Consider the following 15,214-nt stretch of genomic DNA (forward strand, 5'->3'; position numbering starts at 1 on the left):
GCCCATTAAAAGGGTGAGATGCCCGAAAAATAACGATTAAGCCAATTCAGGACGTTTGCGGGCCCCCTTCGGGTGTCCGACATGCGGACGCGGCGAGGAAACACCCGATGAACACCATACTTATTCAGCATTTATAAGGGTGGTGCTCCATGTCACCAACGATTCATTGGTGAACTATGCCGGTTTGACCGATTTTGACCCTATAGGGACTTTTGGCGACACGGCCGCCCGTCTGCCATAGTCGAAGCCACGACCCCCTTTGACCCGGGCCAGGTCGTCTTCACGGCCGTGGATTACACCCCCCCGATCCACGGCCGTCTCACGGAAGCCCCCAGGCGCCCCACAGCGGCGGACGGGGGCTTCTGTGCATCCGGGGGGCGGGGGGGGTCAGCGGTCGGAGACCCTCATCTCGAACCAGGTGGTCTTGCCGCGCGGCTGCAGATCCACGCCCCAGCGGTCGGAGAGCTTGTCGACGAGGAAGAGCCCGCGGCCGCTGATGTCCATCTCCTGGACCGGCATCAGACAGGGCAGACCGCGCGAGGGGTCACGGACCTCGACACGGATCCAGCCGCGGCGGCGCAGCAGCCGCAGCGCGAAGACGCGCGCACCGGTGTGGCGCACGGCGTTGCCGACGAGTTCCGAGACGAGTAAAACCGCGTGTTCCGCGATCTGCGGGGTCAGCGCCCACTGGCGCAGCACGACGCACTGGGTGAGCCGGCGGGCCACTGCGGCGGACTCGGGACGGGACGGCAGCCGGACGTCGTCCTCGGCCGGATTGCCGTACAACTCCAGGGCTTTGAGGGCCTGTTCGTCCTCTACGGTCGGTACCCACCGCGCGGCGGTCGCACCGCCGTGCTGCCGCGGTTGTTCCACACCCTCCAGGCCCGCCATGCCCCCATCATGGCCGGACGGACGGGGCCGTGTGGGCGTTCCGGAGGAATAGGTACCACCGGAATCAACAATTCCGCGAGATTCCTCCGGCATATGCCAGAGGCGGGCGGCGGTACTCGCGAGTACGTACGGAACACACCCGGGAAACCGCCGCCCGCCACACCGGTCAGACGAACTTGGCCTTGCCCGGGCCCTCCTCGACGAAGCTCCGCATCCCGCGCTCCCGGTCCTCGGTCGCGAACAGGCCCGCGAACCAGGTGCGCTCGATCGCGAGGCCGGTGTCGATGTCGGCCTCCAGACCCTGGTCGATGGCCTCCTTCGCGGCCCGCAGGGCGATGGCGGGACCCTGGGCGAGCTTCGCGGCCCAGGCGTGCGCCTGCTCGTACACCTCGGCCGCGGGGACGACCCTGTCGACCAGACCGAGCGACAGCGCCTCGTCGGCCTTGACCATCCGGCCGGTGAAGATGAGGTCCTTGGCCTTGGAGGGGCCGATCAGGCGGGAGAGCCGCTGGGTGCCGCCGGCGCCGGGGATCAGGCCGAGCAGGATCTCGGGCTGACCGAGCTTGGCGTTGTCGGCGGCGATCCGGTAGTCGGCGCAGAGCGTCAGTTCACAGCCGCCGCCCAGGGCGTAGCCGGTGATCGCGGCGACGACGGGCTTGGGGATCCGGGCGATCGCGGTGAAGGAGTCCTGGAGCGCGCGCGACCGCTTGACCATGGCCGCGTGGTCCATGACCTGCATCTCCTTGATGTCCGCGCCGGCCGCGAACACCTTCTCGCCGCCGTACAGGATCACGGCCCGTACGTCGTCGCGGTCGGTCACCTCCTGGGCCAGCTCGCGCAGCCGGTCCTGGACGGCGATGTCGAGGGCGTTCATCGGAGGGCGGTCGAGGCGGATCGTGCCGACGCCTTCGGCGACTTCGAGGTTCACAGTCATGGAAGGCAGGTTATCCGCGGGGGGCCTGGGGGGAATCCCCCGGAGAGCACAGCACGGCGAGGGACCCGGTGCTGTTGCTCACAGCACCGGGTCCCTCGCGACGACAGCCTCAGTGGCCTACTTGGTCCACTCCGACCAGGACATGTTCCAGCCGTTCAGGCCGTTGTCCGGGGCGATCTGCTTGTCCTTCGAGTTCTTCACGACCACCACGTCGCCGATGATCGAGCGGTCGTAGAACCAGGCCGCCGGCATGGTGCTGTCGCCCGCGCCGCGCGCGTCGCGCAGACCCACGCAGCCGTGGCTGACGTTGGCGGAGCCGAAGGTGCCCGACGAGGCCCAGTAGTTGCCGTGGACGAACGTGCCCGAGTTGGACAGACGCATCGCGTGCGGCACGTCCTTGATGTCGTACTCGCCGCCGAAGCCGACGGTGGCTCCGTTCATCCGGGTCACCTTGTACTTCTCGCTGATGACCATCTGACCGTTGTACGTGGTCGTGGACGGCGCGCCCGCGGTGATCGGGATCGTCTTGATGATCTTGCCGTCGCGCTCGACCTTCATGGTCTTGGCGGTGGCGTCGACCGTGGAGACCTGGCGGCGGCCGATGGTGAAGGAGACCTTCTTCTTCTGCTTGCCGTAGACGCCGGGGCGGCCCTCGACGCCGTCGAGGTTGAGCTCGACGGTCACCTTGGTGCCGGCGGCCCAGTAGTTCTCCGGACGGAAGTCGAGGCGGTCGTTGCCGAACCAGTGGCCCTCGACCTGCACGGCGGGCGTCGCGGTGACCTTGATGGCCTTCTCCACGGCCTCCGGGTCGGTGATGCCCCGGGTGAAGCGGATGGAGACCGGCATGCCCACGCCGACGGTCGAGCCGTCCTCGGGCGTGTAGTGGCCGATGAAGGTGTTCTTCGGGACCAGCGTGGTGAAGGTGGTGTCCTTCGCCGACTCACGGCCGTCGCTGTCCTGCGCGACCGCGTGGACCTTGTACTCGGTACCGGCGGCGAGGTGCCCGACGGGCTGCCAGCTGGCGCCGTCCGCCGCCATCTTGCCCTCGACCTCGGCGCCCTTGCTGTCGGCGACCGTGACGGTCGTCAGCTTGCCCTGCTCGGCCGTCACCTTCAGCACCCCGCTGGTGGCGACCGAGTCGGCGCCGTCCTTCGGAGCGATCGTGACGACCGCCTTCGACGCGGCGATCTCCTGCTTGCCGCCCTGCGCCGGATCCTGTCCGCCCTTGCCCCCGTCGGCCGGGTCCCCGCCCCCGCACGCCGTCAGGACCAGGAGCAACGCCCCCGCAGCCAGAGCCTGCAGACGCGCGCCCCCGCGTCGCCGTCCGCGCCCCACCCCGGCCGATATCGGCTGCCCGTTCAAAATGGTCGTCTCCCCTCGCACGGCCTGGTCTCACCACGGCCTGCACCCCCGCGCGCATCCATCGCACGCACGGCGATAGATAATCACACCGCAGGACACGAAAGTTCCACGTGAATGTCACCGTTCAGTCCCAGTTGCACCGGGAACCGTGCACGTGGGACCGGTCGACGAGGGGCTGACGGGCTCAGCGCAGGGCGGAACCCTCCGTCCACTCGGCCCACTCCATGTTCCAGCCTCCGAGGCCGTTGTCGGGAGCGACCTTTCGGTCACGGGAGTTGACGACCTCGACGACGTCGCCGATGAGCGTACGGTCGAAGAACCAGCCCGCAGGGGAGTCCGGGCTGCCGCCCTTGTCGTCCCGCAGGCCGACGCAGCCGTGGCTCACGTTGGCGGAGCCGAACGTGGAGGGGTCGGCCCAGTAGTTGCCGTGCAGGAACGTTCCGGAGCTGGTGAGCCGCATCGCGTGCGGCACGTCCTTGATGTCGTACTCGCCGCCGAAGCCGACCGTCCTGCCGTCCATCCGTGTCACGTCGAAGAGCTCCGTGACGACCATCTTCCCGTTGTACGTCGTCGTCTTGGGCGCCCCGGCCGTGATGGGCACGGTGGCGAGCAGCTCGCCGTCCCGGTGCACCTTCATCGTGTGCTCGGCCGCGTCGACCACCGAGACCTGGGAGCGCCCGACCGTGAACCCGACGGTCTTGCTCTGGATGCCGTACACGCCCGGCGCGCCCTCGATGTCGCGCAGCGCCAGCTCGACGGTCACCTTGGTGCCGGGCCGCCAGTACTCCTCGGGGCGGAAGTCGAGCCGCTCCTTGCCGAACCAGTGGCCGACCACCTCGACCGGTGGGTCGGAGGTGACCTTGATGGCCCGTTCGACGGCCTCACGGTTCTCGACGGCCCGGTTGAAACCGATCGAGACGATCATGCCGGTGCCGACCGTGGAACGGTTCTCCGGCTTGAAGTAGCCGATGAAACGGCGCTCGGGCACGACGGTGGTGAACGTCGAGTGCCGGGCGGAGCGCCGCCCGTGCGCGTCGAGCGCCACGGCGTCCACGCTGTACTTGGCGGCCAGCGCGAGCCGGGAGTCCGCCGTGGGCCGCCAGCGCAGCCCGTCCTCGCTGATCTCGCCGGGCACCTGGGTCCGCTGCGCGTCCTCGACCCGGACGACGGTGACCCGCTCCAGACGGCCGCTGTCGACCTTCACCTCGATGGGCCCCTCGGCCGGTACGCCCCTGCTGCCGTCCTCCGGACTGATCCGGATGACGTCCCCCGGTGCCCGCGCCTTCCCTGGCAGCGGCAGGTCGATACCTCCCCCACCGCCACCACCGCCGCCGTCGCCCGTGCCGGTGCAGCCGGTCAGGCCCGCCATCAGTGCCGCCACCGCGAGGGCGTAACCCGCCCGCTTCCATACAAGTGTCACGCCCAGCCCAACGACGGCCACCCTCCAGGGGAAACGTGCGTGCGGGTCATGTTGGGAGTACGGCCGTACGGGCAGAACAGGTGGGAGGCCCCGTGCGGGGAGCCGCGGCCGGGACGCCGCGGTACCCGTGCCGCGCGAGGCCCGACGAGCCGCGGGAGGCCGACAGGTGTCGAGCGCAGCCGAGCAGGAGGCGGTACGGGACGGAGTGGGGCTCCCGCCTGCCCCGAAGCAGGCCCGGCCGGTGGTGTGGCCGGGCGCACCCACGCCGTTGGGTGCGCGCTGCCGGGTCGGACCGGACGGCGTGGCGGGGACGAACTTCGCTCTGTGGGCCGGCGGGGCGGAGGCCGTCGAGCTCTGCCTCTTCGACGCCTCCGGAGCGGAGAGCCGGCTCCCGCTGACCGAACTGACCCATGAGATCTGGCACGGATTCGTGCCCGGGGTGGGTGCCGGACAGCGGTACGGGTTCCGGGTGCACGGCCGCTGGGACCCGTGGACGGGCGCCCGCTGGAATCCGGCGAAGCTGCTCCTCGACCCGTACGCACGGGCCGTGGACGGATCCTTCGCCCTGCCCCCGGAGGTGTACGGGCACGTGCGGGACTGGCCGCAGCAGCATGTGGCCGACACCGTGCGGGACGACCGGGACTCCGCTCCGCACGTACCGAAGGGTGTCGTCGTCCTGGACGACGACGACTGGTCGGACGACCGCAGACCGAAGACGCCCTGGCCGGACTCGGTCATCTACGAGCTGCACGTGAAGGGCTTCACCCGGCTCCACCCGGGCATCCCCGAGGAGCTGCGCGGCACCTACGCGGGCCTCGCGCACCCGGCGGCCCTCGACCATCTCGTACAGCTCGGGGTGACGGCCGTGGAGCTGCTCCCCGTACACCAGTTCGCGCACGAGGACCATCTGCTGCGGCGGGGACTGCGGAACTACTGGGGCTACAACTCCATCGGCTACTTCGCGCCGCACGCCGGCTACTCCTCCTCGGGGACCACCGGGCAGCAGGTCGGCGAGTTCAAGCGGATGGTGCGGGCGCTCCACGCGGCCGGGATCGAGGTCATCCTCGACGTCGTCTACAACCACACGGCGGAGGCGGGCGAGCTCGGGCCGACGCTGTCGCTGAAGGGCATCGACAACCGGGGCTACTACCGGCTCCAGTCCGACGCCCGCCGGTACGCCGACTACACGGGCTGCGGCAACACCCTGCACGTGGTGCAGCCCCAGGTGCTGCGGCTGATCACCGACTCGCTGCGGTACTGGGTGACGGAGATGGGCGTCGACGGCTTCCGCTTCGACCTTGCGGCGGCGCTCGCCCGCTCGATGCACGACGTCGACATGCTCTCCCCCTTTCTGGCGGTCATCGCCCAGGACCCGGTGCTGCGGCGGGTCAAGCTCATCGCCGAGCCGTGGGACGTCGGCAACGGCGGCTACCAGGTCGGCGCGTTCCCGCCGCTGTGGACGGAGTGGAACGACCGCTACCGCGACGCGGTGCGGGACTTCTGGCGCGGCGCGCTGCCGGACGTACGGGATCTGGGCTACCGGCTGTCGGGCTCCAGCGACCTGTACGCGTGGGGCGGGCGGCGGCCGTACGCCTCGGTCAACTTCGTCACCGCCCACGACGGCTTCACGCTGCGGGACCTCGTCACCTACGAACGGAAGCACAACGAGGCCAACGGGGAGGGCAACCGGGACGGCACGAACGACAACCGGGCCTGGAACTGCGGGGCGGAGGGCGAGAGCGACGACCCGGAGGTGGGTGCGCTGCGGCTGCGGCAGCTGCGCAACCTGCTGACGACGCTGCTGCTGTCGACCGGGGTGCCGATGCTCGTGGCGGGCGACGAGATGGGGCGCACGCAGGGCGGCAACAACAACGCGTACTGCCAGGACAACGAGACGAGCTGGCTGGACTGGTCGCTGCCCGAGGACCCGGGGCGGGCCGGGCTTCTGGCGCTGACCCGGCGGCTGCTCGCGCTGCGCCACCACCATCCGGTGCTGCGCCGTCGCGCGTTCTTCTCGGGCCGGCCGCAGGGCGCGGACGGACTGCGGGACCTGGCGTGGTTCACGGCGGACGGCGCGGAGATGACGGAGGCCGACTGGTACGCGCCGGCGGCGACCCTGGGCCTCTATCTCTCGGGCCGCGACATCCCGGGCCGTGACGAGCGGGGCGCCCAGGTCACCGACGACAGCTTCCTGGCGGTCCTGCACGCGGGGTCGCGTCCGGTGGAGTACCGGCTGCCGGGTCCGCCGTGGGCGGAGTCGTACGAACTGGTCCTGGACACCGCCCTGGAGGACCAGTCACGGCCCCCGGGGACGGTCCACGCGGGCGGGGCGACGGTGACGGTCGGGGCGCGGTCGGTGTGGCTGCTGAGGGTCGGGGGGTGAGGGGCGGGGGTGACAAGGCGGGGCTGAGAGGGCTGGGCTGAAAGGGCTGGGCTGAGGGGCCGGCGCGCTCTGTCAGCCGCGGCCCAGGATGCCCCGGTCGTACCCGACCGCGACGGCGGCCGCCCGGTCCTTGACCCCCAGCTTGCCGTAGATGTGCGTCAGATGGGTCTTCACCGTCGCCTCGCTGATGAAGAGCTCGGCGGCGACGGCACGGTTGGAGGTCCCCTTGGCGACGAGTTCGAGGACTTCGCGTTCGCGGGCGGAGAGCGTCTCGCCGGCGGGTGCGGCAGGGGTGCGGACGCGCGAGACGAGCCGCGAGGCGACGGCCGGGGAGAGGACGGTACGGCCCTCGGCGGCGGCCCGGACCGCGGCGAACAGCTCCTCGCGGGGAGCGTCCTTGAGGAGGTAGCCGGTGGCGCCCGCCTCGATCGCGGGGAGCGTGTCCGTGTCGGTGTCGTACGTGGTGAGGACGAGGACCCGGGAGCGGGCGCCGCGCCGGGTCAGCTCGGCGATGGCGTCGACGCCGTTGCCGCCGGGCATCCGCAGGTCCATGAGGACGACGTCCGGGTCCAGGCGCAGGGCGAGTTCGACGGCCTCGACGCCGTCGGCCGCCTCGCCGAGGACGGTGAAGCCGGGCCGGCCGGCGGCGGGCGCGGTGAACATGCCGCGCAGGCCGTCGCGTACGACGGGGTGGTCGTCGACGATCAGCAGGGTGATGCTCGTACGGTCAGCCATGGTGCACCAACGGTACGCGGGCGGAGATCGCCGTGCCCTCACCGGGCGCCGCCTCCACGGTGACGCAGCCGGCGAGGCGTTCGGCCCGGGAGCGCATGCCGTCGAGACCGAACCCGCCGCCGTCGGCGGTGGTGGAGCGGGCGGGGACGCGCGAGGGGTCGAAGCCGTGCCCGTCGTCCCGTACGTCGAGGGTGATCTCGTCGCCCATGTAGGAGAGCGTGACGCCGGCCCGTGAGGCGCCGGAGTGGCGCTCGGCGTTGGCCAGGGCCTCCTGGGCGATCCGCAGCAGCGTGGCGGCGACCTCGTCGTGGAGGGGCTCGTGCGTACCGGTGACGGTGAACCGGGTGGTGATGCCCGTGCGTTCGGACCAGGTGGCGACGGTCTTCTCCAGCGCCTCGGGGAGGCTGTCGTGCTCCAGGGCGACCGGGCTCAGGTTCTGCACGGAGCGGCGGGCCTCGCCGAGGCTGTGCCGGGCGAGGTCGGCGGCGCGCTGGATGTGGACGCGCGCGACGTCGGGGTCGGGGGTGGCGGTGACGACCTGGAGCTGGGCGATGATCCCGGTCAGGCCCTGGGCGATGGTGTCGTGGATCTCGGCGGCGAGGCGCCGCCGTTCGTCGGCGACCCCCGCCTCGCGGGCCTGGAGCAGGAGTTGGGCCTGCAGAGCGGCGTTCTCGGAGAGCGCGTCCTTCAGCCGGGCGTTGGTACGGGCGAGTTCGGTGATGGTGGCGGCACGCTCGGCGGCCTTCTCGGCCTCCTTCGTGCCGAGGTGGGAGAAGACCATGGCGAGGCAGGCGTTGAGGGCGAAGAGGCCCGCGAAGGCGAACCAGTTGAGGAGCGACGCGGGCGGCAGCCCGCCGGACTGGGCGCCCGCCATGATGACGGCGGTGCACAGGAGTCCGGCGCGGGCGAGGCGGCGGGGCAGAAGCTGCGGGGCGTCGAAGAAGCCGATGCAGGCGTAGACGGAGAAGAACGGGTTGAGCCAGGTGAGCGTGAACGCGAGGACGGTGCGCAGGGCGAAGTAGCAGAGGGACACGGCGCCGGGGGCGCCGGGGATGAGCTGGGGGGCGGAGTCGTCGGCGCCGACGTCGGCACCGAGGACGGCCGCGGGCGGAGAGGTGGTCTCGCGCGCGACCGCACGGCGCCGCAGGACCTCCCAGCCCGCCTGGAGGGCGAGCGCGGCGACGACCAGGACGGCGGCGACGACCGGCTCCGAGCCGTCCATGACCAGGTCGGCGGCCCCGGCGGCGAGGACGGTGGCGAGGGCGAGCAGTCCGTACGGACCCCAGCGGAAGAACTGCTGCCAGCGTTCCTCGACCGTCGTCGCCGTCGTCGCCGTAGCCGTTGTCGTAGCCGCTGTCGTAGCCGTTGTCGTCGTCGCCGGCGTCGTCGCCTTCGTCGCCGTCATCGTCTCCCCCATGCCGTCACTCCCAGCGGAACCAGCGGGCCGCCGTCGCGGTCAGCAGGACCGTCCAGAGAGCCATGGTCCCGAGCGCCGCCCACTCGGGCCACCCCCCGGACATCGCGGCGTCGAGGGCCTGCGAGGCCGCTCCGTACGGCGTGAACCCGACGATGCTCTGCAGCGTATCCGGCATGGCCTGGACCGGGACCCAGACGCCGGCCGTGAACATCGTCGGGAAGAACACGGCCGATCCGATCGCGGTGGCGATCTTCTGGGTGCGGGAGACCGCGCAGACGGCGGCGCCCAGGGCGAGGCCGCCGGCGATCGAGAGCAGCAGCGCGAGGGCGTAGCCGGCGAGGTTCTGCGGCAGCCGGACACCGAAGGCCAGCCGGCCGACCGCGATGACGAGCGCGGAGGAGACGAGGGCCGCGGCGCCGTGCAGGGCGAGCTGGGCGGTGAGGAGCGAGGCGGGGCGGACCGGGGTGGTCGACATCCGGCGCAGGATGCCGCGTTCGCGGTAGCCGGCCAGGACGGGCGGCATGGCCTGGAGCCCGGCCATGATCATGGCGAAGAGGACGGTGACGGGGACGTAGAGGTCGATGACGCGGCGGCCGCCGAGGTCGTCGGACGCCTCCCGGAAGGACGGGATCAGGCCGAGGATCACCAGGAGGACGGTCGGCGAGACCATCACCCAGAACAGCGCGCCGGGTTCGCGGGTGAAGAGGCGGGCCTCGGTCTTCAGGACCATGGTGGTGGCGGCGCTCATCGGTGGTCGGCTCCTGTCAGGTCGAGGAAGGCGTCGTCGAGGGTGGCGTCCGTGACCCGGAGCTGTTCGGCGGTGACGGCGCGCCGGGCGAGGAGCTGGACGAAGGCGTTGACGGTCGTGTCCGTGCCGGTGACGACGGTCCGTCCGTCCTTGGTCTCCATGGACGCGGCCTGCGGCAGGGCGCGGAGTTCGGCCGGGTCCAGGGCGGTCTCGGCGGCGAAGGAGATCACCTTGGAGGCGGCGGCCCGGCCGATCAGCCCCTCGGGGGTGTCGAGCGCGGCGATCCGGCCCTGGTCGACGAGGGCGATCCGGTCGCAGAGGCGCTGGGCCTCCTCCATGAAGTGGGTGACGAGCAGGACGGTCACGCCGCCGGCCCTGATGTCCTCGATGAGTGCCCAGGTGTCGCGCCGGGCGCGCGGGTCGAGCCCGGTGGTGAGCTCGTCGAGGACGACGGCCCGCGGGTTGCCGACCAGGGCGAGGGCGATGAAGAGCCGCTGCTTCTGCCCGCCGGAGAGCTTCCCGAACCGGGCCTTCAGATGGGCGTCGAGTCCGAGCCGCTCGGCGAGCGTCCGCCAGTCGGCGGGCCGCTCGTAGAGGGAGGCGTACAGCTCCAGGGCCTCCCGCACGGTCAGCTTCGCCTGGAGCTCGCTCTCCTGGAGCTGCACCCCGAGGATCCGGGTGACGTCGGCGTGCCGGTCGACGGGGTCGTACCCGCCGACCCGCACGGTCCCGGCGTCCGGGCTCCGCAGCCCCTCGACGCACTCCACGGTGGTGGTCTTGCCGGCCCCGTTGGGCCCGAGGATCCCGAAGATCTCCCCCTCGTCGACCGCGAACGACACCCCGTCGACGACCGTCCGGCCGCCGTAGGCCTTGCGCAGGCCCTGCACCTCGATCATTGGCATGCCCCGAGAATGGCGCCGGCGCCGTTCCCGGAACATCGGCCATCACGCTCGAAGCGCGATCAACCGATCGGTTGATGCCCGGTACGACCCGGGGGCCGTGCGGGAGAAAAACAGGATGAGGGATGTCAGTGGTGAACCCTAGGCTCGGACCTGATGCCCGGAGAACATGTAATTGACAAGGATTCCCCCGACCACCGCCGCTCCGCCGTCCGTTCGCTGGCGCGGCTGTGGCCCTATGTGCGGCCCGTGCGCGGGCGGCTGGCGTGGGCCGCCGTGGTCGCGATAGTCGCCTCCTGTCTGTCGCTCGTCATCCCGCTCGTCCTGAAGTGGATGGTGGACGGGCCCGTCGCCGCGGGTGATCCGGGCGGGGTGTGGCTCGGCGCCCTGTACCTGCTGCTGCTCGGGATCGCGGAGGCCGTGCTCTTCGGGTTCCGGCGGTGGCTGGTGGCCCGGCCGCTCGCCGGGGTCGAGGCGGGCATGCGGGCCGCCCTGTACCGGCGGCTGCAGCGGCTGCCGATCGCCTTCCACGACCGGTGGGCCTCGGGCCAGCTGCTCTCGCGGGCCACGACCGACCTGATGCTGCTGCGGATGTTCCTCGCCTTTCCGCTGACGTTCCTTCTGGTCAACGGCGTGACGATCCTCGCCGGTTACGTCCTGCTGCTCGCCCAGGACTGGACGCTCGGGCTCGTGCTGCTCACGCCCGTCGTGCCGCTGGTGATCCTCTGCTCGCTGTTCGAGACGAAGTACTCCGTGGTCGCGCGGCGGGCCCAGGACCAGGTCGGCGATCTGACGACCGTGGTCGAGGAGAGCGTCCTCGGCATCCGGATCGTCAAGGGCTTCGGGCGGCACCGCAGCCAGGCCCTCGCCTTCCGCGCGCTGGCCGAGCGGCTGCGCGGCACGGAGCTGGTCAAGGCGCGGCTGCTCGCCGGGATCTGGGCGCTCATCACGATCATTCCCGAGCTGGCGATCGGCGCGGCGCTGGTGCTCGGCACCGTGCAGGTCGCCGACGGGGAGCTGTCGGCGGGCACGCTCGTCGCGTTCCTGTCGACGGCGCTCGCGCTGCGCTGGCCGGTGGAGTCGATCGGCTTCCTGCTCGCGATGAGCCAGGAGGCGGCGACGGCGACGGAACGGTACTTCGAGGTGATGGACGCGGAGGAGGAGACCGCGGATCCCGCTTCGGCCCCGGCCGACGGCGACTCCGCGGCCGACGTGGCGCGGTTCGAGGTGGACGGCGTGCGGTTCGAGCAGGTGTCGTTCCGCTACCCGGACGCCGCCCCCGACGCCCCTCCCGTGCTCGACCGCGTGGATCTGCACATCCGGCCCGGCGAGACCCTCGCCCTCGTCGGCGGGACCGGTTCCGGCAAGACGACGCTCACCGCCCTCGTACCGCGGCTCCACGAGCCGACCGGCGGGCGGATCCTGCTGGACGGCGAGGACATCACGCTCATGGCGCGCGAACGGCTCCGCACGCTCGTGTCGACCGCCTTCGAGGAGCCGACGCTCTTCTCGGCGAGCGTCGGCGAGAACGTCCTGATGGGCGGTACGGAGGAGGCCGGCGAGCCCGAGCTGTGGCGCGCGCTCGGTGTCGCCCAGGCGGACGGCTTCGTCGCGGCGCTGCCCGAGGGGGCGGCCACCCAGGTGGGCGAACAGGGGCTGAGCCTCTCCGGCGGTCAGCGCCAGCGCCTCGCCCTGGCCCGCGCGGTCGTCGGCCGGCCCCGCTTCCTGGTCCTCGACGACCCGCTCTCCGCGCTGGACGTGCACACGGAGGCCCTTGTCGAGGCGGCCCTGCGCGAGGTCCTGCGCGACACGACCGCCCTGGTGGTCGCCCACCGCCCGTCGACGGTGCTGCTCGCCGACCGGGTGGCGCTGCTGTCGGCGGGCCGCATCGCCGCGGTGGGCACGCACCAGGAACTGCTGCGCGACAACGCCGAGTACGCCTGGCTCATGTCCGGCGAAGGGGCTGACGAACGATGACGGATCCGATGACGAGGACGACGTCGACGAGCAAGGCGACGACCGAGGGAACGGCGGCGAGCCCGGACCGAGCGGACCTCGCCGACGGGACCGGCCGGGCGGATCGGGCGGACCTCGCCGACCGGACCGGCCTGGCGGGCCGGGCGGACCGGCGGGACCTGGCGGACCGGCGGCCGCACCGGGCGGCGGCGGACGACGCCGCGCGGGGGCCCGAGGCCGAGGCCGACGCCGCGGGGCGCTCCGGCGGCGGAGATCCGTTCGACCGGGACGACCTGCCCACCGCGCCCGGCGCCACCGGCGCCCTGCTGCGGTCGCTGCTCGCCGCCCATCGCGCCCGCGTGACCGTCGCCGCGCTCGTCCTCCTCCTCCAGCAGGCGGCCGTACAGGCCGGCCCGCTGCTCGTCGCGTACGCGATCGACCGTGGCGTGCCGGCCTTCCGGGCCGGGGACTACGGCCCCCTGGTGGCCGTCGCCGTCGGGTACCTGCTCTGCTCCGTGGCCGGCGGCCTCCTCCAGTATGCCTTCGTGCGCGTCGCCGCCCGCGTCAACCAGGACGTGCTGCTCGATCTGCGCGGGCGGATCTTCCGGCACGCGCAGGTGCTGAGCGTCGACTTCCACGAGCGGTACACCTCAGGCCGGCTCATCTCCCGGTCCACGACCGACGTGGAGTCCCTCCGTGAGCTGCTCGCCGAGGGGCTCCAGGAGCTGATCGGCGTCGTCCTCGCGTTCGTCTACATCTCGGCGATGCTGCTCTGGCTCGACCTGGGCATCGGCGCGGTCGCCGTCGCCTCCTTCGTACCGCTGTATCTGCTGGTACGGATCTACCGGCGGCGCGCGGGCGTCGTCTTCGACGAGCGGTCCACGGCCATCGCGGGCGTGATCGTGAAGTTCGCCGAGACGATGAACGGGATCCGGCCCGTGCGGGCGTTCCGCCGTGAGCGGGCCAACGACGCCGAGTTCGCCGTGCTCAACCGGCGGCACGAGCGGTCCAACGGCGACGCGCTCCTGGAGATGGCGCGCTACGTCGTCGGCTCTCGGCTCGTCGCGAACACGGCCGTGGCCGGCATGTGCCTGTGGGGCGCGTACCGGGTGGCCGGCGGGACGCTGGCGTTGGGCGTGCTGGCGGCGGCGGTGCTGTACATGCGACGGCTCTACGACCCGATCGACCGGCTCGGCATGTTCCTCAACTCGTACCAGTCCGCCGCCGCCTCCCTGGGCAAGATCGCCGGCCTGCTCGCGCAGGAGCCCGGCGTCCCGGAGGCCGCCGCGCCACGCCCGCTGCCGGAGCGCCGGGACGGGCACCCCGGCCGGGAGGTCGTCTTCGAGGGCGTGCGGTTCGCGTACCGGACGGGCGGCGAAGTGCTGCCCCGCTTCGACCTGACGATCCCGGCGGGCCGGACGGTCGCGGTGGTCGGCTCGACGGGCGCGGGCAAGTCGACGCTCGCCAAGCTGCTGGCCCGCTTCTACGACCCGACGGACGGGCGGGTGCTGCTCGACGGCGTCGACCTCCGCGATCTGGAGACGGCCGAACTGCGGCGGGGTGTGGTGATGGTGACGCAGGAGGCGTTCCTGTTCTCCGGAACGGTCGCCGAGAACATCGCGATCGGCCGGCCGGACGCGACCCGGGAGGAGATCGAGCAGGCGGCGAAGGCGATCGGCGCGCACGACTTCATCGCGGGTCTGCCGGACGGGTACGACACGGACGTGCGGAAGCGTGGCGGCCGGATCTCGGCGGGCCAGCGGCAGTTGGTGGCCTTCGCCCGCGCCCTGCTCGCGGACCCGGCGGTGCTGATCCTGGACGAGGCGACCAGCTCGCTGGACGTGCCGGGGGAACGGGCGGTGCAGCGCGCGATGGACACGGTGCTCGCGGGCCGTACGGCGGTCGTGATCGCCCACCGCCTCTCGACGGTGGAGATCGCGGACCGGGTCCTGGTGATGGAGGGCGGCCGGATCGTGGAGGACGGCACCCCGTCGGCCCTGGTGCGCGGCGAGGGCCGCTTCGCGACCCTCCACCGGGCGTGGCGGGACAGCCTGGTGGGGTGAGACGCTCTTCGCAGGGTGTCATCGGCACGGACCGCGGGGGGGCCGGCATGACGGGGACGAGCTGGGCGACGCACGAGTGCCGCTGCGGCCATCCGAGGTTCCGGCACGGTGAGCCGAGGTTCTCGGGCGCCTGCCTCGGGTGTGACGACTGCCGCGGGTTCTCGACGGCACCGAGCGCGCACAAGGAGGCGTGCGGCTGCGCCTGGTGCGCGTACGAGGGGCTGTCCGGGCGCGAGGAGAGGAAACCGCACCCGAGTTGTCCGAACCAGGACCCCGACTGCCTCGGCGTGCATCACCTGGACGGCTGACGGGCCAGGTCCCGAAGAAGGATCGGGGCCGTCGGCCGTCCCGTACGGACGACCGGCGGCCCCGGGCAGGGTGGGCCCCGTCCAAGTCGGCGCCGGAC

11 protein-coding genes are annotated in these 15,214 nt (G+C 72.0%); 3 read left to right on the forward strand and 8 right to left on the reverse strand.

Annotated features, from left to right (window positions below; genetic code table 11):
- Positions 1-387: 387 nt before the first annotated feature.
- From ACF1G2_RS13135 to ACF1G2_RS13150, 4 genes are all read right to left on the reverse strand, one after another.
- Complete coding sequence (locus ACF1G2_RS13135; protein WP_391798338.1) at positions 388-891, reverse strand: ATP-binding protein; 504 nt, start codon at positions 889-891, stop codon at positions 388-390.
- A gap of 166 nt (positions 892-1,057) precedes the next feature.
- Positions 1,058-1,825: an enoyl-CoA hydratase/isomerase family protein gene (locus tag ACF1G2_RS13140; protein WP_383172817.1), complete on the reverse strand. Its 768-nt coding sequence runs from the start codon at positions 1,823-1,825 to the stop codon at positions 1,058-1,060.
- Positions 1,826-1,942: 117 nt separating this feature from the next.
- Positions 1,943-3,187, reverse strand: coding sequence for an Ig-like domain-containing protein (locus tag ACF1G2_RS13145; protein ID WP_391798339.1), 1,245 nt, complete (start codon positions 3,185-3,187; stop codon positions 1,943-1,945).
- A gap of 184 nt (positions 3,188-3,371) precedes the next feature.
- A complete protein-coding gene (locus tag ACF1G2_RS13150; protein ID WP_391798570.1) occupies positions 3,372-4,556 on the reverse strand; it encodes an Ig-like domain-containing protein in 1,185 nt (394 codons plus the stop codon).
- A gap of 217 nt (positions 4,557-4,773) precedes the next feature.
- On the opposite strand from ACF1G2_RS13150, the gene glgX reads away from it, so the two are divergent.
- Complete coding sequence (gene glgX, locus ACF1G2_RS13155; protein ID WP_391798340.1) at positions 4,774-6,990, forward strand: glycogen debranching protein GlgX; 2,217 nt, start codon at positions 4,774-4,776, stop codon at positions 6,988-6,990.
- Positions 6,991-7,062: 72 nt separating this feature from the next.
- Here the strand turns inward: glgX and ACF1G2_RS13160 are convergent, their stop codons facing one another.
- From ACF1G2_RS13160 to ACF1G2_RS13175, 4 genes are read right to left on the reverse strand one after another with little or no spacing between them, the layout of a single operon-like run.
- Positions 7,063-7,725, reverse strand: coding sequence for a response regulator (locus ACF1G2_RS13160; protein ID WP_391798341.1), 663 nt, complete (start codon positions 7,723-7,725; stop codon positions 7,063-7,065).
- Positions 7,718-9,142: a sensor histidine kinase gene (locus ACF1G2_RS13165; protein WP_391798342.1), complete on the reverse strand. Its 1,425-nt coding sequence runs from the start codon at positions 9,140-9,142 to the stop codon at positions 7,718-7,720. Before ACF1G2_RS13165 ends, ACF1G2_RS13160 begins: the two co-directional genes overlap by 8 nt.
- A 4-nt stretch (positions 9,143-9,146) precedes the next feature.
- Positions 9,147-9,890: an ABC transporter permease gene (locus ACF1G2_RS13170; protein ID WP_391798343.1), complete on the reverse strand. Its 744-nt coding sequence runs from the start codon at positions 9,888-9,890 to the stop codon at positions 9,147-9,149.
- Positions 9,887-10,792, reverse strand: coding sequence for an ABC transporter ATP-binding protein (locus tag ACF1G2_RS13175; protein ID WP_391798344.1), 906 nt, complete (start codon positions 10,790-10,792; stop codon positions 9,887-9,889). The genes ACF1G2_RS13170 and ACF1G2_RS13175 overlap by 4 nt, the downstream gene beginning before the upstream one ends.
- 153 nt (positions 10,793-10,945) lie before the next feature.
- Here ACF1G2_RS13175 and ACF1G2_RS13180 point away from each other — a divergent pair, with 153 nt between their 5' ends.
- Together ACF1G2_RS13180 and ACF1G2_RS13185 are read left to right on the forward strand one after the other, a co-directional pair.
- Positions 10,946-12,766: an ABC transporter ATP-binding protein gene (locus ACF1G2_RS13180; protein ID WP_391798345.1), complete on the forward strand. Its 1,821-nt coding sequence runs from the start codon at positions 10,946-10,948 to the stop codon at positions 12,764-12,766.
- Positions 12,763-14,808 carry an ABC transporter ATP-binding protein gene (locus ACF1G2_RS13185; protein ID WP_391798346.1) on the forward strand — a complete coding sequence of 682 codons (2,046 nt, stop codon included), beginning with the start codon at positions 12,763-12,765 and terminating at the stop codon, positions 14,806-14,808. Before ACF1G2_RS13180 ends, ACF1G2_RS13185 begins: the two co-directional genes overlap by 4 nt.
- Positions 14,809-15,214: the final 406 nt, after the last annotated feature.

The sequence above is a fragment of the Streptomyces sp. NPDC013457 genome, assembly GCF_043089925.1.
In the GTDB taxonomy this organism is placed as follows: domain Bacteria; phylum Actinomycetota; class Actinomycetes; order Streptomycetales; family Streptomycetaceae; genus Streptomyces.